Here is a 24083-nt window from a genome sequence, read left to right as displayed (position 1 = left end):
GCCTTATAGACAGCTCCGATCATCAGCTAAAGCACCTGTTAGTTTAACAAGGTTTAAATTATCCCTGACGTAATATCTTTTGAAACATTCTCGGTTGATGTTTTTCAAAACCTTTTATCAGCCACCGCTAATGGCAGCTGAGAAATTTTTATATTTAGATATCATATTGACTTTTAAATTCAAAAATCTCATCAACAGCTTGGTGATATCCACCCGATTTTTGAAAGGATTCCCTTATATATGAAACATCTTTATGGAAAGATGGGTCGTTTAACACATGATCTACGGCCTCACGTAGTTTATTTGCATTCAAGCTTTGCATTTGTAATTTAATACCTGCTCCGATATTGGCAACTTGTTGAGCAATAATTGGCTGATCCGCGCTTTGTGGGATTACAATTAGCGGAACCCCGTAGTAGAGTCCCTCACTGGTACTATTCATTCCACCATGTGTGATAAATAATTTAGTGTATTTTAGCACTTCCGTTTGTGGAACATATTTTTTTACTATGAAGTTTTGGGGGATTTCTCCTAAATCAATTAGTGGGGTTTGTTGACCGATCGACATTACAACCGTGTGATTACTATTTCCAAATGCTTCAAAACAAAGCTTATAAAAATCAACAGCACGGTTAAAAACTGTCCCGAGTGAAATGTAAATGGGACTTTTCCCTTTGATAGCAGCAAGGTCAAAGTTATCCTGTTTTAATCGTGAAGAGATGGATGGACCTACAAATTTGTAAGTTTGGTCGAATGCTTCTCCAAAAGGTTGAAACTCCCTAGTTGTATAAACGATTGTAAGTGGTGCAGGATTACAAAAAACTTCGTAAGGAGAATGAATCTCCACATCATATTTCCCCTTCACCATTGCCGTCAGGCTTTGAAATTCATCGTATATACGTTTAACTATTTCTGTAGGGATTTCTTTAGAAAGCTGTTCCAACATTTTATCGAATGATGCTTTTGTCTGCGCAAAAGAAGTACAAGAATTGATTGCAGGAAGCTTAAGGATTTTGGCAAGTAAATGTCCACAACCAAACATAGAATCGTGGATGATGTAATCAAAATGCTCTCCTTTGATCTGTTCAAGAACGCTAGGTATGACGATATCTACCGTACGTAAAAGACCGTTGATTCTTTCGAGTAAATAATTTCTTCCACCTGAGATAAAAGCTTTTATAAATTTTTCACCGTCAAATGTTCGTACAGTAGCTCCCGTCTTCTCAATACGCTCTCGAAAAGCTTCTATCGTAAAGTACACTACCTCTTCTCCACACGAAATAAGCTCTTGCACAACTCCAAGAGTTGGATTGATATGTCCTTCTGATCCACCATTAATAAATAAAACACGTGCCATTTTATCACTCCTTAGGTAATTCTGTAAGAGTATGGTTACTGGCCCATACCCTTCCCAACTCAAATAATTTAAATTTATCATAGTACAATACTTGAAAACCTCAAACTCCTAATCACCCTTGTAATCTAAAATTAATATCGTTTAGGTACCATTCTTCTTCAAATAAAGGGCCAGAATGTTCTTTTTCTTTTTTACTTATGTACAGATGATCGTCGTTTTAGGTATGAATTGCTTGAGCAGATGAAATGATTAAATCTTTCAAAACTTAAAATCTTCGCTTCAAAAATACAAATTTAAACATAGACTTATCAAAAAGAAAAAGACCGAAATTAAACGGTCTTTGTTTGTAAGGTATTGTTTGAAGATGGTGCACACACCGTTTCTGCTTTTTTACAATCGCTTATTTTTCTTCCTCTGTGATGTTTTTTTATTTATTTTGTTTTCTCAATCCTGTGCACCTAGTCCAAGCCTTTTGAGAAGATTCGTTAACTGTATTTTTTCCTCATTACTTATAAAAGACAAATTTTTAGATATGACTTCAACGTGTTGAGGAAAGATGTCTTTAAATAAACTTTGTCCTTTGTCAGTTAGAACTACATTTGAAGCTCGACGGTCTGTTGGACTTGGCTCCCTTTTAACAAATTCTTTTTTTTCGAGTTTATCCACAACGTAAGTGATGCTCCCACTGGGAATAGACAATTTTTCACTAATTTTTTGAATGGAGTGGGGTCCCTTATTATAAAGAAGTTCCAGAATCATAAAATTCTCTGAACTAATTCCGTGTCTTTCAATATCTTTAACGACATGACCAAAAATAGTTTTACTTGCCTTAAGCCAGATACGGAAAAGACGTAAATCAATCTGGCTTTGTTCATCTCCTTGATACATTCACCGAACCTCCTATTACGACTAACATTTAAAATTACAATTGGTTATTTTGGTTTTCTGTATAAAGGATAATCAACTTCAGTCGGAACTTCAATTAGGAAGATTCTAAAATCTTTATCTAATGCTTGAATTGTTACTTCTCCACCCTGTCCTGATTGAACGATGGCAAAATCTTTTTCTGCTAAACGAGTGGGTTTGTTCGTGTCTAATGAAAAAGCTCCATCGCCTCTGATGGCTAAACCAGCTAATATACGATTCGATGAAATGCCATGAGTATATACTGTTCCCCTTGGAATGAGTACCTCCCACATCGAAGCATCTGTCACGATTTTCATTGGCGAATCATTTCCTAATAGTGTTTTTATTTTCACACCATCTTTATCCGTTATAGAAAAATCATTGGAATCGTATTGTGCATAAGCTGGTGTACGTTTTACAGCCTGACTTAAATGCGGTTCAAACCAGATTTGAAAGATTTCCGAAGGTTCTTTTAATGCTTCTGCATGATATACACCGGAACCTGTTTGCATGAGCTGGGTTCCCCCTTCTTCTACAACACTTTCCGTACCAAGTGTATCCCGATGATAAGCTTTACCCTTTATCACATAGGTGATGATTTCAAAACCTTGATGTGGGTGCAGCCCAATTTCTGCATGTTCCTGAGAATGCCCCCAAGCCCAGTAAAATAATGGTCCTAGTCGATTTATTAGAGACCCTTCTCCAGAAAAGCCAATCGGTTTTTGCTCTTTTATTTTACCGTCATCAAACTGCCCGTGCGCTTGATCTTCTGGTTTAATAATTTTAATTTCCATTTGTATCCCTCCTATAGGTCAATTGGCTATTTATCCAAGCAAAGCTCCGAAATTTATAAGTAGAACCACTAATCCAAGAATTAATAAAATGATCGGCATCATCATCTGTTTTACAGTATCTTTCATTTTAATATGAGTAAAAACGGCACCAATCATCGTTACTACAATGAATATCCCTCCCCATGCAGCTAAACTCTCATTCCAAATACCTGCGATAACCAATACCGCTGAAACGACTTCTGCCATACCTGTAAACACTCTAAACCATCCTGGATACCCATAATGCTTAAACCCTTCCACCATTTGCTTTGATCCGAACTTCATAAATCCAAACATTAGGAATCCCAATCCTAATATAACTTGAAGAATTATTGACAATACACTCATTATTCCTCTCCCCTTTTTCCATTTATTTCACTATTTTTTATCCTATAATTATTTATCCTAATGTCAGGATAAATATAGCCTAACATTAGGATAAGTTTCATGTCAACAAAAATACCAATTTAGTTATTCGGTTGTTGTGTAGTTATTTACTGTTCATGATCCTTTCCATTAAACAAATCTGCCCCTTTTACTCCACAAAAAAAAGGCTGCCGCAGCAACCCTGTTATTGAAGTAAAGGACCTGTTAATATAACCCCCGCTTAAATGAACCTCTTATCATCTAACAATTCCTCCTCATCACTTAACATATTGATAAATTTTATTAAAGACGCAGGTACATACTTATCTTTTCGATAAATGAATACTGTTTTGACTTTTCCGTATAGTGTCGGGATTGAATGTTGTCTAAGGCCTTCTTGTTCATGCTTTGCAATAACACTTTGTGGAAGCATACTTATACCTAGACCAGCTGCGACACAACCGATGATTCCATCTATAGTGCCAAATTCCATTATCTTATTAGGTATCATCTTCTCTTGTTTTAACCATAGTTCAAACTTTTCCCGATAAGCACATCCTGCATGAAATACAAGCAGCGTCCTTGTTTGAATATCTTTGATAGAAGATATAGGAGGATGAACTGTATCTGTAATGAGAATTAGTTCCTCTTCGAATACTTCTTTCTGAATGAGATCAGGGTGATTAATGGGTCCAGCCACAAATGCTCCATCCAATTCATTCTGAAGCACTGCTTGAATATTTTGTTCAGTGGAGCCTGTTTTTAAAGTTAAATCTACCTCTGGAAAATCTTTATGATACTTTGAAAACAAGACTGGTAAGCGAACTGCTGCGGTTGTTTCCATTGAACCAATATTTAACGGACCTCTAGGTGTTTGATCATCATTCATCATATTTTTGGTTTCTTCTATGAGATCGAATATTTTTTCTGTATATGTTAGCAACATGCTTCCTTTGTCAGTTAATGCAGTGCCACGATTATGTCTATAAAAAAGAGTTGTTTGAAGATCCGATTCCAACTGCTGTATTTTCATCGTGATATTTGACTGTGCATATTGAAGTTCCCTTGCTGCTTGAGAAATGCTCCCCATCTTAGCAACACTCTGGAAAATTTTTAATGAATGCAAATCCAAAATAATCTCTCCTTAGTTGGTTTATCTTTTAGCCATCATTATGAGTGATACCAAATATAAATTTTAAGTATTATACCATATAGCAAAGAAAAGATATGCTTATAATATCCTACATTTCAATTGGACACTCTAAAACCATTATTTATTTTGAGGGGAGATACACAAATTGCCATTATTACGTTTTGATTTGATAGAAGGAAGAAGCGAAGAAACGTTAAAAAAATTATTGGATTCGGCTCACCATGCGATGGTGGAAGCTTTCCAAGTGCCTGAAAGTGATCGTTATCAAATAGTTCATCAGCACCCGCCGCATGAGCTAATAATCGAGGATACCGGACTGGGGTTTAAAAGAAGCAAAGACCTAGTGATCATTAGTATTGTAAGTAAAAAAAGAACTGAAAAACAGAAAGAAACCTTATACTCACTACTGGCTCATAAACTTGAATCGGACTGTGGGATTTCTCCACAGGACTTGATGGTTTCTATAACAGAAAACAGCGATGCTGACTGGAGTTTTGGACGAGGGGAAGCACAGTTTCTAACAGGTTCATTATAGCTATAAAGGTATGCTTAACGTATACAATTTCATTGGAGGAGAATCTTTGAAAAATCAATCTTATCTTTTTTTAATCGGGGGAATATTTTCTTTAATCATTGCGATGGGGATTGGAAGATTTGCATATACTCCCATTCTTCCCCTTATGCAAAAAGAACTTTCTTTATCAAATACAGTTGCTGGTTATATAGCATCCAGTAATTACGCAGGATATTTGCTTGGAGCAATTTTAGCAGGTGCCATTCCTTTCAAGAAGTATAGAACCATTTTGTTAAGAATAAGTCTAATTATCAGTATCTTGACCACTGCCCTAATGGGTCTCTCATACTCTAATTTACTTTGGTATGGACTTCGCTTTCTATCAGGGTTTGCCAGTGCGTTTGTGTTGGTCTTAGCCTCCGGTCTCGTGTTAGATAAACTTGCAACTATAAGAAAAACCAGTTGGGCGGGGATTTTTTATGGGGGAGTGGGTTTGGGAATCTTTTTATCCAGTCTAATGATTCCGAGTTTAAACCATTTATTTCATTGGGAAGGAACATGGTTAGGACTAGCTGTTGTGAGTGGAATTCTTGCGATCTTTGTATGGATCTGGCTCGATGAAACTCCTAACGTTGTCGAGAAGAAAAATAAACAAGATAAAATTGGAAAAGTGCCCCCCACTAAAAAGCTTATATGGTTGATTATTGCGTATGGTTTAGAAGGATTGGGTTACATTGTTACCGGAACGTTTATCGTATCCATCGCTGAAAAAACTTCATACTTTCATAATGGTGCTACCTTAGTTTGGATGATGGTGGGGTTGGCTGCGATTCCATCCTGTCTCATCTGGTCTTTACTAGCTAAAAAATGGGGATTCATTAAATCTTTAGTGCTTGCAATGGCTTTGCAATCCTTGGGTATCGCGATGCCAGCCTTTTGGATGTCAAAAACTAGTTTTGTCATAAGTGCTTTATTATTTGGAGCCACGTTTATGGGTATCACCACCCTGGCTACAACATTGGGACGGGAAATGAATCCATCTGATAGCAGTCGGACTATTGGCATGCTTACCGCTATTTATGCTATTGGACAGTCGATAGGACCAACCCTTGCTGGAGTTTTATCATCACTCACACATGATTTCAATGCTGCTTTTATTGGCGCAGCAAGTGTTGTCTTCTTTGGGGCAATTTTGCTTTCAAGTGGGATTCATTTCGAAATCAACCCTAACGTTCATCCATCCAGTATAAAAAAACAGAAGAGAATTAATTAGGAATAATATACAAAATTGGGGGAGTCATTGATGTTAAATAATGAAATGATGAAGCAGTTGAAGATTAAGAATCCTATTATCCAAGCTCCTATGGCTGGCGGGATCACCACTTCGAATTTAGTAGCCGAGGTATCCAATGCTGGGGGACTTGGAATGATTGGAGCAGGCTATCAGACACCCATACAATCAAGAGAGCAGATTAGAGAAATCAAGCAGTTAACGTCAAACCCTTTCGGCATCAATCTATTCGTGCCGAACGAATTTAACGTAACGCCTGACGCAGTCCAATCAGCTAACCAGCTATTACACACCATTCGTAAGCAATTAAATTTAGAACAAACAGACAGCTTTGACATTCCTGAGCATAAAAAAATTTATGAAAGCTTCATTGAACAAGTTAAGGTTGTCATTGAAGAGAATGTATCTATTTGTTCCTTTACATTTGGTATTCCTCCTAAGGAAGTGGTGGATGAATTAAAACAGCATAACATCACTCTTATAGGAACAGCTACAACGGTTAGGGAAGCCGTTGCAAATGAAAAAGCGGGAATGGATCTGGTTGTTATGCAAGGCAGTGAAGCTGGCGGGCATCGCGGGAACTTTATTGATGGTCATCAGGAGAGCCTAGTAGGTTTAATGTCACTTATTCCGCAGGCTGTTGACAATGTAAACATACCTGTTATTGCTGCAGGAGGAATTATGGATGGAAGAGGATTAATGGCTTCACTCTTCTTAGGAGCACAAGGTGTACAAATGGGTACAGCTTTCTTGACTTGTATAGAAAGTGGGGCACATAAGGTACATAAAGAAGCCATCTTGAATGCTGATGAAGACCAGACAACCTTTACTCGTGCCTTTTCTGGTAAATGGGCAAGAGGTATTAAAAACAAATTCATTGCAGATATGCTGGAGCATGAATTGCTTGTACCCGATTTTCCTGTTCAAAACCTATTAACTCAAGTAATTAGAAAAACGTGCAGTGGACAAAATAATCCAGATTTCATGTCACTCTGGTCTGGACAAAGTCCAAGATTAGCCAAAAGTCAAACCGTTGAAAGATTAATGAAAGATATTATGTCTGAAGCTAAAATATTGAGGCAGCAGCTCCATGCTCTTTAAATAAATCTAAAATTGCCATTCGTACCATAAGGTCACCAGATATTCCTGGTGACCATCTTTGGCATCGTTTCTCTATAAAAAAAAGAACCGTTTTCCCTATAAGAAAAACGACTCTTTTGGTAAACATGGCAACAAATTGGCAAACGTTGTATCCATGCAATCACTTTTTATATATTTCGAGAATCCGATACTACTTCCTTCACTCTATTGCGTTTTAAAGCAGTACACAGTATCACAATCATGCTTATTAATCCAATCCAAACAAAGACAGTAACTGGAGTGTTCCAAGTTAATTCTTCACCAAAAAAGAGTAATTTCCGAAGACCTTCTACCATAAATCGCATTGGCAACCAAGAGTAAATCCAATCCCGATAAAATGGAGACATCATTTCAGGTGCCATTGCCAGTAAAGGGGCACCGAAGAAAAGTATTAAGACAAAGACTGCAATGCCCTTAATTCCAACTAACGAAAATACAGCCGAAATCATTAAGAAGAAACTAAAGGCGGTAATTGATAAGAATAAAGCCGTAGCCATGAAATTCGGGATATTCAAACCAACCATTCCATCTGCTATCCAGGTAAAGCCAAATCCAATTACCAGAGCTACAACCGCACCCATTAAAATTTGCCCGACCTTTGTGACAAGGTTTTCTTTTCTAGTGCGGATCGGCATTTTGCTAATAGAAATAAAGATTATCGCAGCACTAGCCAAACTAGCCATCCATAATGGCTGGAATAAGGAAACAGGAGCATTTCCGTTCGCACTATTCGTGCCGATTTCATTGACATTTGTGACTTTCTTAGCGATTGGAACTGCAAGGCTTGCTGCCTGTTTTGCTGTCAAAGTTGCTCCTTGTTTTTCAAAACCATCAAGTAGTTGTTTTCGGACAGTGTTGTTCATGTTGTCAACTACTCCATTCAAGACCTGTCCTGCCATCGTTGAAGCAGCCGCATTCATTCCCTGGTTAATAAATATTTGTACTTCAGGTGCAGAAGGTGCTGGTGTCCGTAATGATGCTTGCTTTGGACTAAAATCTTTGGGGATAACTAAAGCCGCGTAATACTTTTGATTATCTAAACCTTTTTGGACTGCCTCAATACTGTCTACTTCCACCCATTTTACAGCAGCGTCCTTTTCCTTTGTTGATGCTGAAGACTTTTGTATCATTTCCACAATCGTTTGCCCCATATTCATCTTTGGTTGATTTGGAATTTCCACTCCTTCATCCACATTTACGATTGCAATCGGCAGATTTTTCGGTTGTGGCTGAACCGATGGAAATAATGTCAGTGAAAAAATAAAAATAACTGCCAATGCGATGATCGGTGAAACCAATACCAGTTTATTTTTGAACATATTTTACCCCTCCTTGGTTTGGGTTATAATAAAGAACAACCTGTTGTTTTGTTTACTACATTCCAAATTATAATTTGGGGACTAGTTCTGTTTCAATAATCAAAAATGGCACATGTGTTGGTTACGGAACACCGTAAATAAATGTGTTGGATAAAATCAAGGAGGAATTAGCTTGCTAGATAGTAATACGGATTTGCGGATCATTCGGACAAAAGAGTCCATCCGAAATGCACTAGTAGAATTAATCGATGAAAAAGGTTTCAAAGCAATTACTGTTAAAGATATAACAACCAGGGCAAAAATTAATAGAGGTACATTTTATGCACACTATCAAGACAAATTTGATTTAATGACTAAATACGAAGAAGAAATCATGCTTGAAATGTCCAGAATTGCAAAACAGAACTTTCCAGCTGTTATTGCCGCACTTGGAACCGACTCCGCGACTTTAGCACCATTTACCCTCGCAGTTTCAATATTTGAGTATTTTAATGAAAATAGTGGATTTATGAAAGCGGTGTTAGGTCCAAAAGGAGATTTATCATTTCAAACAAGACTGAAAGATTTTATGTGGAAAACACTGTTTGGAAATAATCCAAACGCACTTATTAAGGAGGACAATTTACTTGTTCCAGGACATTATTTAACTTCTTACGTTGCATCTGCACATATAGGAGTAATTCAACAATGGTTGGATAGTGGCAGGAAAGAATCCCCTCAAGAAATGGCTCGTATCCTATCGACCATTACAGTTAATGGTCCCTTCTTTGCAGCTGGTTTGAAAAAATAAATCACTCAGGGATAAAGGGACAATACCATGAAAAATAGGTACTGTCCCTTTGTATCAATCTTAATCAAATCCAACCTTCTCCTTTACTGCAATATTAATTCATTTCAAATGCATTAACTCATTGTTGAACTAAGCATAGGCACAGCTTAAGCACGATATGTTTAAATATCGAAGAAGAGCTCCTGTTAGTTTAATTTTCCTAAAAATCACTACGGTATTAAATGACCTTAAAGTAATGTAACCAGGCAAAGATGAACGGGATGGAGAGATAATAAATGTTTATTAAGCATCCTAAAATCATTACGTACTTTATGAATCTTTTCTTAATAAGAATGGACAAAAATAGCCCAATAACCGGTAATAGAATAGCTGCGTTGTATCGTTATATGAACAAAATTGTGCATCCCCCAAGGACTAACATTCAACATCCCTATTCAAATCAAACTAGTAATAAATATATATATTACATTTCTCATCTTTATCTCCCTTTACAGAGTCCCCAGTCTTCTTAGTGAAACTTTAACATATAATTCCATTTATTTGGTTACATATTACCTGAATCATCCTTCCCCTTTAACTCCACACAAAAAAAGGCTGCCGCAGCAACCCCTTTTATTGAAGCTCAGTGTCTAATCAATTCATTTTTCCAATGCCATATTAACAGTATCAACGGCATGGATTGCGGCCGTATCAAATAATGGCACTTCTGAATCCTCTGGTTTAACCAGTAATCCAATTTCGGTGCAGCCTAATATTATTCCTTCCGCTCCTTCATCCACTAACCCCTTGATAATCTTTTTGTAATGATTTCTTGATGATTGTTGGATTTCCCCTAAACATAATTCTTCATAAATTACTTTATTGATCACTTTTCTATCCTCGTCATTTGGTATCAAAACCTTGATACCATTAGATTCAATTCGTGTTTTATAAAAGTCTTGCTCCATCGTATATTTAGTGCCAAGTAAACCAACCGTACTGATTTTGGACTTTTTAATTTGTTTTGCGGTTGAATCAGCAATGTGTAAAATCGGCAAACTGACTTTTTCTTCAATATATCCGACCACTTTATGCATCGTATTTGTACAGATGACAATCATTTCGGCACCTGCCTTTTCCAATGACAGAGCTACATCGGCTAATAATTTACCGGAACTTTCCCAATCCCCTTCAGCTTGATAGCGTTCGATCTCTTCAAAATCCACACTATATAAAATGCACTTGGCTGAATGCAATCCTCCCAATTTGGCTTTTACTTCCTCATTAATGAGTCGATAATATTCCAGCGACGATTCCCAGCTCATTCCGCCAATAAGGCCAATAGTTTTCACAAATATTCCCCTTTTCATAGTTTAATTTATCAGTCGAAAAACTCCATATGTGCTTTTTCTTGTTTGTAGTAATCTATTCTGTTTTGTAAAGTACCTGTATGAAACTCGAACTTATGACCATCTGGATCAGTGAAATAAATGGACTTCTTATCTTTTTCATCTCTTGGACGTCCTGACAGGATGCTTACATTCAATTCCTTTAGTTTCTCGTACATGTTCATAAAGTCAGCTTCTTCAATGGAAAATGCTATATGTGTGTATGATTGGCTTATTTCATTACGGGGTATATCCTTTTCTGCATTCAGGGCAAGCCACATTCCATTCAAATCAAAATAGGCAGTGTTTCTCCCCATAACTAACAATTTTGCATCAAAAACATTTTGATAAAACTCAATGGATCTCTCTAAATTAGAAACTGAAAATAAAAAGTGATTCAAACCTTTTATAGACACTCTACCACCTCATATTAAGGTTTCTTTTTTTTCGCCATTAAACGCTTATAAAGAGGATACCCGAACATGTAATACCCTGAAAATGACAGCAGGATTAAGGATAAACCGGTCATTGTGAGGATACTGTATCTATACCAATCGCCAAAGAAGGTTCCATCATGCAAAGTGATGAGGAACGTCGAGTAATCTGGATTTGTGGATAACACTTTTCCCGTACTCACATCTATTTGAACACCTTGACCGTTATTAAAGCGAACCTGGTACACATTTGCACTTGGTCTATATTCAATTCTAAATATATCTTCAACCGAGTCCGCTCCTGGAAGATCCTGAGACGTAGCAATGGACACGACCTTTTCCATAGGTATTGCTTGATTTGGACCCGCCTCTTTCCCCGTCCTTAACTCATCAGCCACTCCGAGTGGTAACATATAAACAAGCACGAGGCCTGTGACTGCGATGAACATAAAAAAAACGGATAAAACCAATCCAGTCCATTTATGTATTTTTCGGCTTAATTGATACAACTTTACAGATTTCGACAATGTTCCAACACATCCCTTGACTATTTTCCAAAACGGTAAAATTCATACAATTATAAATTTTTCTTCATAACCACCCGATCTTCATTTACAACATAATCATTTTTCAGATAAAATGCTTCTGCAAGCCCGTCATTGGCAGTTAATAAATATAGACTTTTAATCTCTCTTTTCTGCAGTTCATCTTCTAAAGATTGAAGCATCTTTGAGCCATGCCCTTTACCTTGCATTTCATTATTCACACAAAGTTCTGCCAAATAAAAAGTTAAACCTTGATAAGACACCTTACTATTTCCAGCAACAAAACCAACAGCATTGTGATCAACCTGAAATAAAAAGCCAAGAAATTTAGGCGTATGCAATAAGTCGGATAGTCTCTCTTTAGCCGTTTCATATGTCCAACTTTCATTCCATGGTTCACGATTAAACACGTTCATGTAGAGTTCGATACATTGCTCCAGATTCTCCGATGTCAGTGGCAGCATTTCTGTCATATTCATGCTTCCTTTCTATTTTCATTAAAATTTTGTATATTAATCCAAATTATATCTTATCTTATGTGAACTAACCTGTTTCTATAGGACCATAAAAGAAGAGCTGCCAAAGCAGAAGAAAATCACCTAAAATACTAGACAACTAAAAAAACATGGAGGAGAAAACAATGAACAGATTGGAAAATTATGAGGTTCTGAATCAATTGAAATACATAGATGGCATTACCATTATCGATAATAAAGGGACAATCTTATTTACAATCAAATTTAATCCGCGATTTCACTCTGAAACTCTCGAACGAGAGGAAATATTAGGAGAAAGCTTATTTTCTGTATTTCCTACGTTGAATGAAAAATCGAGCACGTTATTAAATGCCCTGAAAACAGGTCGCCCTATTTTTAAAGGCAAGCAAGAAATTGTTGATTTTATGGGACGGAAAATTGAAACCACAAATATTTCTTTACCAATCAGGGCCCATGGGAAAATTATCGGAGCAATTGAATTGTCGAAAGAAAGAAGTAAAGAAGATTCAATTCCTAATAATGTAATCGAGATCAATTCAGAAATGTTTAAAGGCGATAAACGATTACTGGAAAATATTCGGCCGGAACGTGCCAAATATACACTAAAAGATATTATTACTGATAACGAGGAAATGAAGAATTTAAAGCGCTTAACCGAAAAAATCGCTAAAGGAAGCTCACCCGTCTTTATATATGGTGAAACAGGAACAGGAAAAGAATTATTTGCCCAATCACTGCATAATGCCAGCAACCGTGCAGAAAAGCCTTTCATTGCGCAAAATTGTGCAGCCATTCCGGAAGCCTTAATTGAAAGTATTCTGTTCGGTACAATAAAAGGAAGTTTTACAGGAGCAGAAAATAATCCAGGTTTATTTGAAATAGCGGAAGGAGGAACCATTTTCCTGGATGAGATCAACTCGATGCCCATTCATCTCCAGTCCAAGTTATTAAGAGTACTGCAGGACGGATATATTCGCAGATTGGGAGATAGAAATATTAGAAAGGTTGATGTACGTATAATCACGGCGTCCAATAAACGCCCTGAAGATTGTGTAAAGGATAAAGATATGCGGCTTGATTTATATTACAGATTATGTGTAATGACGCTCAATATTCCGTCATTACGTGAACGGAAAAATGATATTAAGCCTTTATTGGATTGTTTCATCTCTAAATATAATGTGCTGCTGCACAAAAATATTACCAACGTATCCAAAGAAGTATATGACTTTCTCTTGAGATACAACTGGCCAGGGAATGTACGGGAATTGGAACATATTGTTGAATTTGCGATCAATCAAATAGATGAATGGGAAGATACACTTCAAATGAAAGACATTGAAGAGCGTGTGAAAAATTTCATTAGACATAATGAAGAAGAGTTTCAGATTGAACCATTAAAAGATGCTGTTGCCAGATTAGAAAAGATCATGATTGAAAAAGCCATCCATCAAACCAAAAACAACGTATCGCAAGCAGCTAAATTACTCGAAATACCAAGACAGACTTTGCAAAATAAGATCCGATTGTACGAAATAGTGCCCAAAAGCTAACAATGGACAAATAAACGATGGAGAAAGTGCCCAAAATATAACATCCATTGCTTAAATATTAACAATTTTATCATTTTCACTATCTGAAATCGACATTATCATAATGCGAAACTCTTATTTTCCTGCATAAAACAGCGGAAAATGATGAGATCTCTTGGCATACTTCTTGCTTAGTTTACAGATGTAACACAAAGCATTTCCTCTCTATAAAAAACTAGGAAGAAGGGTTATTGTATGAAAATTGGTATGCCGAGGGAAATCAAGGCTGGCGAAGATCGCGTTGTATTTACACCAATAGAAACTGCTGAGTTAGTCGGAGATGGGCATTGCGTGTTGATCGAGACAGAAGCTGGTTTGAAAGCTGGCTTCACTGATGAGGAGTATCTAGAAGCAGGCGCCCAAATCAGACTGACTATTGACGAAATATATAAGGAAGCCGACTTTATTGTGAAAGTTAAAGAAATTTCACCCGAAGAATATGAGCTGATGAGGGAAAATCAATTGATCTTCGCCTGCCTCCATCCGGCTTCAAACAGAGAAGAAGTGGACGTATTAATGAAGAAAAAGGTGATTGCACTTACGGCAGAGGATTCCCATAGATACGGTTCCCCGAATTGCGAAGTTGCAGGTAAATTAGGGGCTTTAATGGGAGCATATCATTTACTTAGTATAAATGGAGGAAACGGACAGCTTATATGCGGAGTCGGCGGCGCACCGGGAGCGAATGTCCTGGTCCTTGGTGCTGGAATTGTTGGAAAAGCAGCTACAGAAATTGTTTCCGCCTTAGGTGCTGACGTTACCCTAATGGACATCAATATAGGTGCATTAAGACATTGCCAAGAAATTTTTCCTAAAAATGTAAACACGATGATATCCAATCAACAAAGCATTAAGAAAGTCCTTCAAGATATAGACTTAGTCATCAATTGTGTGAAATGGCCAAAACATAGAAAAGATCATTTAATTACTAGAGATATGTTAAAGATCATGAAAAAAGGTTCAGTGATTGTAGACATCAGTGCGGATGTAGGCGGGGCAATTGAAACCTATAAACCGACAACACATGCAGACCCTACTTATGTGTTAGACGGCGTAGTCCATTTCGGAGTCGATAATATACCAGGAGCTGCACCACATACTGCCTCTAAAGCCTATGCTGCAGCCATGCTGCCTCATATCCGGTCCATCGCGAACAACGGTGTAGCCGAGGCGTGCAGGAGAGATGGGTTCTTAAGAAGAAGCCTAACCGTTTATAAAGGCATTCTTACACATGAAGAAACATGTGTCGTTCAAGGCAGGGAATTCACATTTCCGGAAGAAGCACTGGGTTTAACAGATCGCAATGATCTCGATTTTGTACCTAAGGCTACGACTACAAAATTGCCGATGAAAATGAGTTAGCATATCAACCATTTTAAAAGAAGAAGCGTTAAGGGGGGAGAAAAATCCATGAATGAAGTTGAAAAAAAGGTTTCACTCAAGGTGGCATTGCTGACCATTCTTGTATTGATAACGGTTTTATCAATCGGTAACGGCATTTTGAAACTGCCTACTGATATCGTATTTATTGTCGCAACGATTGCAATTTCCATCGTTCTATTAACACAGGGATTTAAAGGCAAGGAACTGCAAGAATATTTCGTTGATGGTTGCAAGAAATCATTGCTGGTCGTGTTGATTTTAATGAGTGTAGGAATGGTTATTGGTTCTTGGATTGTTTCGGGGATTGTTCCCTCCATTATTTTTTATGGACTAAAATTATTGTCTCCCACCGTGTTTTTAGTATCAGGCTTTCTGATATTATGTGTTACCTCCTTTTTTATCGGCAGCGCTTATGCATCAGCAGGAACACTTGGAGTGGCATTTATGGGCATTGGCTATGGAATGGGAATACCACCTGCATTAACAGCAGGCATGGTTGTATCGGGGGCCATATTTGGAAATAAAATCTCGCCATTTGCCGACACTACTAACTTGGCAGTGGCCGTGACGGGTGTTGAACTCACGAGCCATCTTCGGTCCATGCTTTATTCCGTTCTCCCCATACTAGTCATCAGTACCATCTTGTATGGAATTCAGGGAATGAAGTTTTCCCATAATTCGTTGGATGTGACCAAAATAGATTCAATTACAGATACATTGTCTGAACACTTTGTGATCAGCCCCTTTTTGCTGCTTGTACCGGTTATAACGATTTTATTGGCTGCCAAGAAAGTTCCCCCATTAATTGCCTTATTAATATCAGCCTTAGGCGGGGTGATTGCTGCTGCTTTAATTCAAACAAATTATGATATAAACACCATTTTCACCGCACTATCTAAAGGATTCCAAATACACACCGATGTCGAACAAGTCGACAACTTACTTAATAGAGGCGGTATAGCAAGCATGATGCCGACTGTTACTCTATCCATCTTAATTCTCGGTTTTGGAGAAATATTACAAAGAACAGGGATTGTAAGTGCTATTCTAGGCAGCATTAAGAATGCGATCAAAAGTGCACGAAGTCTTGTTTTAACAACCTTATTCTCAGGATTAGTGACAGATATGCTTACAGCAAGCCAGTATATGTCCATAATATTGCCTGGTCAAATGTTTAAATCCGCTTATAAAAAACATAACGTATCGCTAACCGTCCTTTCCAGAACGTTAGAAGATGGCGGAACCATGTTTTCCTATCTCGTTCCTTGGTCGTTAACAGCCATTTATTTATCAGGGGTACTGGGAGTCTCGACTTTGGATTTTTTCCCTTATGCTTATCAAGCCATTTTAACACCTATTCTTGCCATCATTTACGCCTTAACAGGATTTGCAATCTTTAAAGAAAAAGGAAATCTGAACGAGGATAAAGAAAATCCGGAAGAAAAAACGTTCATGCAGAAAAAGATAAGCAATGAATAAAAAACACTTTAGCTGACAGCCCCGCTATATAATGTTCTAAGAAAAAAGGTCGACCAGTGATTTATACTGGCCGACCTTCGTTCATTAAGGATAGGATTCATTGTCAGTCCCCGTAATTTGATAACTGTTTCATGAATAAAACTCTATCTTGATTTAGGCCGTCATAGTCAGAGTGGACTGAAACACCATCAATTAATTTATCTCCCTCTTCCATTTCAAATCCCATCTTGAGATGATAGGCAATTGAAGATTTGTTGACAGGAGACGTTACACAACGGGCAATCTTGCGCCCATTTTAATGAACGACATTAAAAAACTGATGGTATAAATGTCTTCCGATATCATTTTTTCTGTATTCAGGATGTACGCCAACAAAGTGAATATATGCCTCATCAGATTGAGATTGAGACAGAATCCCTATTAGGAAACCGACTATTTTCCCTTCCTTTTCGGCAATGAAACTTGTATTTGTAAAATGATCAAAAAATAACTTCGGTAACATATCAGACATTTGCCTTCCGTCCCACCACTCATTGATCAGTGGAGATATTGCATTATAATCTGACCCTTTCACTGAACGAATTTCCATCCTTCTCCCCCCTTTAATGATGCAACTAATCTAATTTTATCATTAAGGTGAGTTTCACCTTATTAATTCTTAAGAACACATTATTTAACTAAACTCAAATTCATTTAATATTTCCTCTGAACCATCTACATTTAATAGTCGTAATTTTTTCTTCCATTTAAGTTGCATAAAGAAAGAGCTGCCATATAGACAGCTCTGACCTTAAGCTAACGCACCCGTTTTGTAAAAGCATATCACGGTTCAGTGCTGTCACCCTTCCTCATGTTAGAAGTCTTCATTCCACGTGATGTAGGAGGCAGTGGCCTTTGATTATCGCCTTCTCTTTTCAGATTAGTACTGGAGCTTAAAAGTTTGGGTCTTTTTTTAAACGCCCACAATGGTCTCCTGAAGAATGTATCGCCTAGTCCTTCCGGATTAAGCGGAGCAAATGGTGACATATAAGGAACTCCGAATGAACGCAGGCTGCATAAATGAACTAGGACGACAAAAAAGATTAAATTCATACCATAAAAACCCATTGCACCTGCGCAAATGATAAATACGAACCGCAGCAAGCGAGCAGCAGTTGCCATGGTATAGGAAGGGGTCGCAAAACTTGCAATGGCCGTGATCGATACCATGATGACCATTGCCGGTGATACAACTCCAGCCTGAACTGCCGCCTGCCCAATCACCAGGGCACCAACAATGGACATAGTCGCCCCAATGGCTTTGGGCATCCTTAGGCTTGCTTCTCGTAAGAGTTCAAATGTTATTTCCATGATGAATGCTTCAATAACTGCCGGAAAAGGAACGGAATCCCGTTGTGCTGCAAGAATGACGAGCAGCTTTGTTGGAATCATTTCTTGATGATACGTTGTAGCTGCTACATAAACAGACGAGGCAATTAGCGAAATAATGAAAATAAAAATACGTAAAAAACGTATAGCTGAGGCTATATCAAAGCGAGCATAGTAGTCCTCGACAGATTGAAAGAATTGAATAAATAACGCAGGCACCACCAAGACAAAAGGCGTTCCGTTAACAAAAATGGCTACCCTTCCTTCAAGGAGATTGCCAGCGACCTTATCAGGTCTTTCTGTATGATCCAGGGTAGGGAATGGGGTCATGACCTGATCTTCTATCAATTGTTCAATATATCCTGATTCAAGAATACTATCGATATTTATTCCTTTTAGACGCTCTTTGACCTCTTCGACGATTCCTTTTTTTGCAATCCCATTTATATACATAATGGAAACATCCGTTTTTGTCACAGTGCCTATTTTCATCGACTCTATCCATAAATCCGGACTGTTAATGATGCGGCGTACCAGGGCTATGTTTGTTGCATTCGATTCAGTAAACCCTTCTCTTGACCCACGGACCACCGAATTTGTGCTTGGTTCCTGGACAGAACGTCTTTCTCCCCCTTTTGTACTGGCAACCAGGGCTATGTTTATGCCATCAACAAAAATGACGCTATCCCCTGATAATAATGACAAAAATAATTTTTCCCAGTCCGTGACGGGTTCTACACCGCCGAGTGAAACCACGTCTTTAGAGATCACTTCCAACGCTTCATGTGGAAGTAACTTTTCTTTTAGATGAGGATTCTTCATGATGGATTCAATTAAAAAATCTGTAACACTTAGATTGTCTATCAGACCCTGTACATACAAAATAGTAACCTTAATCTTAGGATTTTGACTAGTTTTCAACGTTCGTATAATGATATCCGGGCTGCTTCCTGTTTTTTGCTTCACGATATCCAGATTGGCTGTTATAGAGCTCTCAATATTTTGGGGTGTTTTAATTATAGATTGATCTTTTTCTTTTTCGTCTATCTCTTGCTTCTTGCGTTTCTTCATTTGTCCTTTTTGTTTAAAAAAAGAAACCATAGCACCGGTCCTCTTTCAATCCTATTTCTTTTTATTCTGTCCCAAAAAATTGTTTTTTATGGATAACATCATTCTCAGCAATATTATTAGATCTAATATTTAGGTATTCATTATGGAACTATCCTGCCCCTTTAGTTCCGTAAGAAAAAGGTTGAGCAGCAACCTCTCTTATTGAAGTAGAACCCGTTAGCTTAATAAAGGTAGCCTAAAAAATCTAGATCTCCTTCGCACCAATCATACTTACCAACTTCTTTAATCATTAATCCCTCAATTACTTCATGACCTATTCCCCTTGTAATTTGACTTTCATGGTCAATTTTTAACCATTTACATTTGTTCGTAACTGACCTGTATCCATTTTTCAAATACAACGTTTCGTTGTCAGCAAATAACAATAAAAAATCAATATTTCTATTGCAACAAAACTGTTCAATTTCTAAAAGTAACATCGAACCTATCCCTTGCGAGCGAGCGTTTTGGGTGACACATAAATCAATTAGACCAAGCACTCTTATAGGATTTCCGTTAAGTTTCATCACTCTGTAATCTATTCCTACCTGTCCTATAAGTTGATTTTTTTCGTTAAAAGCTACAAATCTAAAATGGGGTAATTGTTTAAAATAAATTCTGTTTTTTGGATAGTCTTCTTGAAAACATTGGCTTAACAATTCTTGTATCTTTGAGGTTAAATCATTACCCATCTCATAATCAAATACCATATCTATCTTCATATTATCTTCTCCAATTACCATCATTAGAGTACCCCTGTCTTCTTCAGCTAACGCACCCGTTAGTTCATTAAGAAAAGCGATTCTTATTAAAGAATCGCGCCCTTTTCTTGAATAAACAAGAAGCTCATATTAGCCGGTATTGTGGAGGCAATTAACTTATTCTTGCTGGTAATGTTAAATATCGTAGAAGAGTGAGATTACTTTGGATCAACAATTGTTTGATTAAAGTTATTCGTTAGCTCAAAGAAAGATCTGTGTAAACATCTCTCGATCCTCAACTAACGTCACCTTTTTGAAGAAAAAATGGATTACTCTTCTCTTGTCTATTTATAATGAATAACATTTCAAGAATACCAATAAAAAGCATAATCAGTCATAACTGAAGAATCACCCAACTGATGTAACATAGCTGAAATATTCCCTCTATGATAGGTTCCATGATTCACAACGTGTAAGACCATTTCAGATAGACTTGTTTCTCTTAATCCTGCCCATGGATTATCCAACATTATTCTCTTTTCCATATCTTCCTGTCTGTTCAAAAAGGATTTAAACCGAGATGTTAAAGTGTGAAATTCCGTTTCTAAGTCTTCAATGGGCAGTTTCTCAATCTTTTCTTGAATTTGAAATGAAGATTGCATTGCTTCATTCATACTCTGACCCTCGAGGGTATTAAGCCATCCATATTCCACCAAATAGAGATGAGATAAAACCTTTGAAACAGAAGAAAAGACACTTTTCATTTCCTTTTGATATTTCTCAGGAGAAAGTGTCTTAAGATGATCAATAATCCGTTGATTTGCCCATACATGATAGTTATATAGATTTTCTACATGATTTGCCATACAATCGCCTCCTTATCATCACGTTTTTTTATATTCTTTATCAGAATGAATTATTCCTTTAAATATAATTACTTATCTGATGAGATCTTCAACTAAATGGCCCACTTGTTGAACAAAGGTCAAAGCAATCTTCAACTAACCTGCCCAGTTAGTTCCGTAAGAAAATATAACACTGTTTTTTCTTTACTTTTTTGACTTTTGTATTTTACATCACCTTCCTCAGAGAATACGGAGTTTTTAATGCTAAATTTTGACAATCCGTTGTTATGGAGTTTATAATGAAAATATATTCATTCATTAAAAACCGGAAGGGGAATGTTATATGCAATCTGGAGGTTTTAAGTTTATAGTTGCAAAAGCGGATAAAATTGATATAGATGTAAGGAAGCAAATTTCCGGAATTTTTGCTGAAGGCTTTACACAATGGCTTGGCTATTTTTCCAAAGATAAAAACATCATTGCAAAGGCATTTGCCCACATGTTTATTTTAGATCAATTTTATGTAGCTATAGCAAATGATAAAGTTGCTGGAATGACGGCATGTACGGACGGGAAAACCTTCTCGGTAAAATTAAATAAAAAAGAGCTGAGAAAGCACTTAGGATTCTTCAAGGGAAGCATGGCAGGGATCTTTTTAAAGAGGGAATTTGAAGCCCCTTATGAAAATTTCCCTCCTAATACAGGCTCGATTGAATTTGTCGGAACTGCTCACGAATTCAAAGGACAGGGTGTAGCATCTCAAATCATCCACCATATTTTTGAAAATACGCCGTATAACGATTACTTCATTGAAGAGGTTGCCGATACGAATATTCCAGCGATGAAATTATATAAAAAGTTGGGTTTTGAAGAATACAAAAGAAAGCCTCTTCCGGAAAAGATGTCCAAGAAAAATGGAATCAATAATCTTTTGTCTTTGAAGTATATGAAAAAGTAAAGACACATTTCTACTAGATGATGGGAAGAACGAAATGGAGGAAGAATTCTTGCCGAGAACAAAAGAACAATATGAGGCAATGAGAACTGCAACGAGAAATAAAATTCATTCGGCTGCAATAAAACTATTCGCAAAAAAAGGGTTTGCAGCTACCAGTGTTCAGGATATTGCAGAGGGTGCAGGAATCAGCATCGGGTTAATGTACCGACACTATAAAACCAAAGAAGATTTATTTAATGAGCTAGTTTCCTATGCTGCAACAGGATTAGCAAAAATCGTCGAAAAGTTTCAAAGCGATGAGTCTCCAATTGAATTAATTCGACAGTTTACGCTGGAAATATTGAATGGTCTTGAAAAAGATGATGCATTTGCAGAACTACTCATGCTTATGAACCAATCATCAACGATGGAAGATCCCTCTCTTCAAATTCAATATCTTAACGAACAGAGTGAAGCAATGTTAAACCAAACTACCCAATTAATCGAAAAGGGTCAGAACCTTGGCCAGTTTAAACAAGGAAATGCTTCGGAAATGGCATTCTATTATTTTGCATCCTTACAAGGCTTAGCTATGATAAAACTTACCATGAGGAAACGTTACATTACGCCAAGTCTAAAAATAGTCACAGAGTTTTTGATTAAGGATTATCGTGATTGAAGTAAAACGTGCGAACCTGAAATTCTATCCGAGGATAACATAGCCTCCAATTGAATTTGTTGGAATGGCAAAATATATAGAAAAAGGTGTTGCAACAACCCTATTTTTAAATCAGCAGCAAGAATTCCCCAGTGCCATTGGAACTTATATAATGAAAAGAATTTGGAATACTTCCTTATATACAAGAAGTTTTCCTCCCTTATTAATTATCAAAAGTATTTTCAATGGCTAATTCCAATTCTTCTTTTCCTTCTCTTATATAACGTTTGGTCATGTTCAAATCTTTATGCCCCATCAATTTTGAAACGGTTTGAAGGTCTATCCCCTTATCGATTAATTTTTGGCAAAACGTATTCCGCAGCTTATGGGGAGTCGCATTATATTTAGTCAGCATATATTGCACGGACCTTGGCGTGATGCGCTGATTCACACTGGATATGAAGATGGCTTCCGTTTCCATATTTAAAAATTCCTTGTATGCCATGATCTTTTCACTAGCAGTCATGGAGAGTGGAATCTTCCTGTCTATATCACCTTTTGAATCCCGGATGAGGATATATTGCTTTTCTCCCTCTTTTTGAATGTCACTATGGTTCAAATCACAAAGTTCTGACACCCGGATACCCGTATGAATCATTGTGTAGACAATAGCAATATTCCTGAAATGCCCAGAGGCCTCGATTTCTTTTAGGAGAGCAGCTTGCTCAAGCATGTTCAGGGCTTTTGGCGGATCTTCTTTCTTTTCCTTTGCTTTACGGTCAATGTTGAGGACGATCTCGGGTTTACCAAGAAACCTGGAAAACATCGTAATGGCTGAATAATGTTTTTCAATCGTTCCTCCACTCTTGTTTGACAGTTCCATATCGTCTAAATAGGTTTGAACGTGGGATTTTTCAATCTCTTCCGCTTCTCCTTTAAACCATTGAAGAAACTGGGAGAGGACTCCCACATAGGTTTTAATCGTACCATCGGATTTATTTTGACCCATTAACCATTCGGCAAAAGAATGAAGAATTTGTTTATTGTCCAGGATTTCTTCTTTACTGGTCATCGAGAAGCCCCCTACCAAAATCATGCTATTAATAAGCCTTTCCAACGAAAAGAGGAATTTATACAAAAAAACCTTAGGAGAATCCTAAGGTTTAGAATGCGTAGATAGGATTTGAACCTGTTTATACGGGTTTATGAATCCTAGTTGATGTGATAAACTTTGCTTGGCGGCGTCCTACTCTCACAGGGGGAAACCCCCAACTACCATCGGCGCTGAAGAGCTTAACTGCCGTGTTCGGAATGGGAACGGGTGTGACCTCTTCGCTATCGCCACCAAACATGAAAGGAACGTTGTTCCTTCAAAACTAGATAATAAGAAGGTATTTCATTTTTTTAAAGCGTTGGTTAAGTCCTCGATCTATTAGTATCAGTCAGCTCCACATGTCGCCACGCTTCCACCTCTGACCTATCAACCTGATCATCTTTC

At 37.4% G+C, this 24083-nt stretch carries 23 protein-coding genes, 2 rRNA genes and 1 pseudogene; 9 read left to right on the top strand and 17 right to left on the bottom strand.

The genetic code is table 11. The features are described from left to right. Positions 1-154 precede the first annotated feature (154 nt). From J7J00_RS23395 to J7J00_RS23375, 5 genes are all read right to left on the bottom strand, one after another. Positions 155-1357: a macrolide family glycosyltransferase gene (locus tag J7J00_RS23395; protein ID WP_214795044.1), complete on the bottom strand. Its 1203-nt coding sequence runs from the start codon at positions 1355-1357 to the stop codon at positions 155-157. Positions 1358-1801: 444 nt separating this feature from the next. Continuing rightward, positions 1802-2245 carry a MarR family winged helix-turn-helix transcriptional regulator gene (locus tag J7J00_RS23390; RefSeq protein WP_214795042.1) on the bottom strand — a complete coding sequence of 148 codons (444 nt, stop codon included), beginning with the start codon at positions 2243-2245 and terminating at the stop codon, positions 1802-1804. 44 nt (positions 2246-2289) lie between these two features. Then, positions 2290-3057 carry a pirin family protein gene (locus J7J00_RS23385; protein ID WP_214795040.1) on the bottom strand — a complete coding sequence of 256 codons (768 nt, stop codon included), beginning with the start codon at positions 3055-3057 and terminating at the stop codon, positions 2290-2292. A 30-nt stretch (positions 3058-3087) separates the two neighbouring features. Beyond that, complete coding sequence (locus J7J00_RS23380; protein WP_214795037.1) at positions 3088-3444, bottom strand: DoxX family protein; 357 nt, start codon at positions 3442-3444, stop codon at positions 3088-3090. Positions 3445-3703: 259 nt separating this feature from the next. Then, entirely contained in the window at positions 3704-4594 is an 891-nt protein-coding gene (locus J7J00_RS23375; RefSeq protein WP_214795035.1) for a LysR family transcriptional regulator, read from the bottom strand. Between the two features lie 166 nt (positions 4595-4760). Between J7J00_RS23375 and J7J00_RS23370 the strand changes: the two genes are divergently transcribed. The 3 genes from J7J00_RS23370 to J7J00_RS23360 are packed head-to-tail and all read left to right on the top strand — an operon-like array spanning position 4761 to position 7521. Next, positions 4761-5150, top strand: a complete 390-nt coding sequence (locus J7J00_RS23370) for a tautomerase family protein (RefSeq protein WP_214795033.1) — start codon at positions 4761-4763, stop codon at positions 5148-5150. Between the two features lie 46 nt (positions 5151-5196). Further along, positions 5197-6402 carry a YbfB/YjiJ family MFS transporter gene (locus J7J00_RS23365; RefSeq protein WP_286201542.1) on the top strand — a complete coding sequence of 402 codons (1206 nt, stop codon included), beginning with the start codon at positions 5197-5199 and terminating at the stop codon, positions 6400-6402. 30 nt (positions 6403-6432) lie between these two features. Further along, entirely contained in the window at positions 6433-7521 is a 1089-nt protein-coding gene (locus tag J7J00_RS23360; protein WP_214795029.1) for an NAD(P)H-dependent flavin oxidoreductase, read from the top strand. A 167-nt stretch (positions 7522-7688) separates the two neighbouring features. On the opposite strand, the gene J7J00_RS23355 is transcribed toward J7J00_RS23360, so the two are convergent. Then, positions 7689-8879, bottom strand: a complete 1191-nt coding sequence (locus tag J7J00_RS23355; protein WP_214795027.1) for a YhgE/Pip domain-containing protein — start codon at positions 8877-8879, stop codon at positions 7689-7691. Positions 8880-9051: 172 nt separating this feature from the next. Here J7J00_RS23355 and J7J00_RS23350 point away from each other — a divergent pair, with 172 nt between their 5' ends. After that, a complete protein-coding gene (locus J7J00_RS23350) occupies positions 9052-9669 on the top strand; it encodes a TetR/AcrR family transcriptional regulator (protein WP_214795025.1) in 618 nt (205 codons plus the stop codon). Positions 9670-10307: 638 nt separating this feature from the next. On the opposite strand, the gene J7J00_RS23345 is transcribed toward J7J00_RS23350, so the two are convergent. Genes J7J00_RS23345 through J7J00_RS23330 form a run of 4 tightly spaced genes read right to left on the bottom strand, consistent with a single transcriptional unit; the run spans position 10308 to position 12488 of the window. Next, positions 10308-11000, bottom strand: a complete 693-nt coding sequence (locus J7J00_RS23345; RefSeq protein ID WP_214795023.1) for an aspartate/glutamate racemase family protein — start codon at positions 10998-11000, stop codon at positions 10308-10310. Positions 11001-11029: 29 nt separating this feature from the next. Next, a complete protein-coding gene (gene fosM / locus J7J00_RS23340) occupies positions 11030-11452 on the bottom strand; it encodes a FosM family fosfomycin resistance protein (RefSeq protein ID WP_214795021.1) in 423 nt (140 codons plus the stop codon). Between the two features lie 14 nt (positions 11453-11466). Next, positions 11467-11997 carry a PepSY domain-containing protein gene (locus J7J00_RS23335; RefSeq protein ID WP_214795019.1) on the bottom strand — a complete coding sequence of 177 codons (531 nt, stop codon included), beginning with the start codon at positions 11995-11997 and terminating at the stop codon, positions 11467-11469. Between the two features lie 50 nt (positions 11998-12047). Next, complete coding sequence (locus J7J00_RS23330) at positions 12048-12488, bottom strand: GNAT family N-acetyltransferase (RefSeq protein ID WP_214795017.1); 441 nt, start codon at positions 12486-12488, stop codon at positions 12048-12050. Between the two features lie 167 nt (positions 12489-12655). On the opposite strand from J7J00_RS23330, the gene J7J00_RS23325 reads away from it, so the two are divergent. The 3 genes from J7J00_RS23325 (at position 12656) to nhaC (ending at position 16966) form a co-directional block, all read left to right on the top strand. Beyond that, complete coding sequence (locus tag J7J00_RS23325) at positions 12656-14065, top strand: sigma-54 interaction domain-containing protein (RefSeq protein ID WP_214795015.1); 1410 nt, start codon at positions 12656-12658, stop codon at positions 14063-14065. A gap of 234 nt (positions 14066-14299) precedes the next feature. Further along, entirely contained in the window at positions 14300-15466 is a 1167-nt protein-coding gene (locus J7J00_RS23320; RefSeq protein WP_214795013.1) for an alanine dehydrogenase, read from the top strand. A 48-nt stretch (positions 15467-15514) separates the two neighbouring features. Continuing rightward, positions 15515-16966: a Na+/H+ antiporter NhaC gene (gene nhaC / locus J7J00_RS23315; protein ID WP_214795011.1), complete on the top strand. Its 1452-nt coding sequence runs from the start codon at positions 15515-15517 to the stop codon at positions 16964-16966. A 103-nt stretch (positions 16967-17069) separates the two neighbouring features. On the opposite strand, the pseudogene J7J00_RS23310 reads toward nhaC, so the two are convergent. The 4 genes and pseudogenes from J7J00_RS23310 to J7J00_RS23295 form a co-directional block, all read right to left on the bottom strand. Continuing rightward, positions 17070-17555: pseudogene (locus J7J00_RS23310) on the bottom strand (GNAT family N-acetyltransferase). A 233-nt stretch (positions 17556-17788) separates the two neighbouring features. Further along, a complete protein-coding gene (locus J7J00_RS23305) occupies positions 17789-19435 on the bottom strand; it encodes a spore germination protein (RefSeq protein ID WP_214795009.1) in 1647 nt (548 codons plus the stop codon). 191 nt (positions 19436-19626) lie between these two features. Next, entirely contained in the window at positions 19627-20190 is a 564-nt protein-coding gene (locus J7J00_RS23300; protein WP_286201540.1) for a GNAT family N-acetyltransferase, read from the bottom strand. Positions 20191-20510: 320 nt separating this feature from the next. Beyond that, complete coding sequence (locus J7J00_RS23295) at positions 20511-21011, bottom strand: DinB family protein (protein WP_214795007.1); 501 nt, start codon at positions 21009-21011, stop codon at positions 20511-20513. A 322-nt stretch (positions 21012-21333) separates the two neighbouring features. Here J7J00_RS23295 and J7J00_RS23290 point away from each other — a divergent pair, with 322 nt between their 5' ends. Both J7J00_RS23290 and J7J00_RS23285 read left to right on the top strand, forming a co-directional pair. Then, positions 21334-21948 carry a GNAT family N-acetyltransferase gene (locus tag J7J00_RS23290; protein WP_214795005.1) on the top strand — a complete coding sequence of 205 codons (615 nt, stop codon included), beginning with the start codon at positions 21334-21336 and terminating at the stop codon, positions 21946-21948. Positions 21949-21997: 49 nt separating this feature from the next. Then, positions 21998-22606 carry a TetR/AcrR family transcriptional regulator gene (locus J7J00_RS23285; protein ID WP_214795003.1) on the top strand — a complete coding sequence of 203 codons (609 nt, stop codon included), beginning with the start codon at positions 21998-22000 and terminating at the stop codon, positions 22604-22606. Positions 22607-22808: 202 nt separating this feature from the next. Here the strand turns inward: J7J00_RS23285 and J7J00_RS23280 are convergent, their stop codons facing one another. The 3 genes from J7J00_RS23280 to J7J00_RS23270 form a co-directional block, all read right to left on the bottom strand. Continuing rightward, positions 22809-23657: a tyrosine-type recombinase/integrase gene (locus J7J00_RS23280; RefSeq protein WP_214795001.1), complete on the bottom strand. Its 849-nt coding sequence runs from the start codon at positions 23655-23657 to the stop codon at positions 22809-22811. 161 nt (positions 23658-23818) lie between these two features. Next, positions 23819-23934 (bottom strand): 5S ribosomal RNA (gene rrf / locus J7J00_RS23275). A gap of 63 nt (positions 23935-23997) precedes the next feature. Then, a 23S ribosomal RNA gene (locus J7J00_RS23270) occupies positions 23998-24083 on the bottom strand; the annotation flags it as partial.

The sequence above is a fragment of the Bacillus sp. ISL-4 genome, from assembly GCF_018613275.1.
Lineage (GTDB): Bacteria > Bacillota > Bacilli > Bacillales > DSM-1321 > Peribacillus > Peribacillus simplex_E.
The sequence above is the reverse complement of the archived record's forward strand: the minus strand, read 5'-3'. Positions and strand labels throughout refer to the sequence as shown.

What these genes read in the sequence shown, in the direction of transcription:
- J7J00_RS23395 (WP_214795044.1), bottom strand. Translation starts at nt 1,357, where the DNA reads ATGGCACGTGTTTTATTTATTAATGGTGGATCAGAAGGACATATCAAT.
- J7J00_RS23390 (WP_214795042.1), bottom strand. Translation starts at nt 2,245, where the DNA reads ATGTATCAAGGAGATGAACAAAGCCAGATTGATTTACGTCTTTTCCGT.
- J7J00_RS23385 (WP_214795040.1), bottom strand. Translation starts at nt 3,057, where the DNA reads ATGGAAATTAAAATTATTAAACCAGAAGATCAAGCGCACGGGCAGTTT.
- J7J00_RS23380 (WP_214795037.1), bottom strand. Translation starts at nt 3,444, where the DNA reads ATGAGTGTATTGTCAATAATTCTTCAAGTTATATTAGGATTGGGATTC.
- J7J00_RS23360 (WP_214795029.1), top strand. Translation starts at nt 6,433, where the DNA reads ATGTTAAATAATGAAATGATGAAGCAGTTGAAGATTAAGAATCCTATT.
- J7J00_RS23355 (WP_214795027.1), bottom strand. Translation starts at nt 8,879, where the DNA reads ATGTTCAAAAATAAACTGGTATTGGTTTCACCGATCATCGCATTGGCA.
- J7J00_RS23330 (WP_214795017.1), bottom strand. Translation starts at nt 12,488, where the DNA reads ATGACAGAAATGCTGCCACTGACATCGGAGAATCTGGAGCAATGTATC.
- J7J00_RS23325 (WP_214795015.1), top strand. Translation starts at nt 12,656, where the DNA reads ATGAACAGATTGGAAAATTATGAGGTTCTGAATCAATTGAAATACATA.
- J7J00_RS23320 (WP_214795013.1), top strand. Translation starts at nt 14,300, where the DNA reads ATGAAAATTGGTATGCCGAGGGAAATCAAGGCTGGCGAAGATCGCGTT.
- nhaC (WP_214795011.1), top strand. Translation starts at nt 15,515, where the DNA reads ATGAATGAAGTTGAAAAAAAGGTTTCACTCAAGGTGGCATTGCTGACC.
- J7J00_RS23305 (WP_214795009.1), bottom strand. Translation starts at nt 19,435, where the DNA reads ATGGTTTCTTTTTTTAAACAAAAAGGACAAATGAAGAAACGCAAGAAG.
- J7J00_RS23300 (WP_286201540.1), bottom strand. Translation starts at nt 20,190, where the DNA reads ATGATGGTAATTGGAGAAGATAATATGAAGATAGATATGGTATTTGAT.
- J7J00_RS23295 (WP_214795007.1), bottom strand. Translation starts at nt 21,011, where the DNA reads ATGGCAAATCATGTAGAAAATCTATATAACTATCATGTATGGGCAAAT.
- J7J00_RS23290 (WP_214795005.1), top strand. Translation starts at nt 21,334, where the DNA reads ATGCAATCTGGAGGTTTTAAGTTTATAGTTGCAAAAGCGGATAAAATT.
- J7J00_RS23280 (WP_214795001.1), bottom strand. Translation starts at nt 23,657, where the DNA reads ATGACCAGTAAAGAAGAAATCCTGGACAATAAACAAATTCTTCATTCT.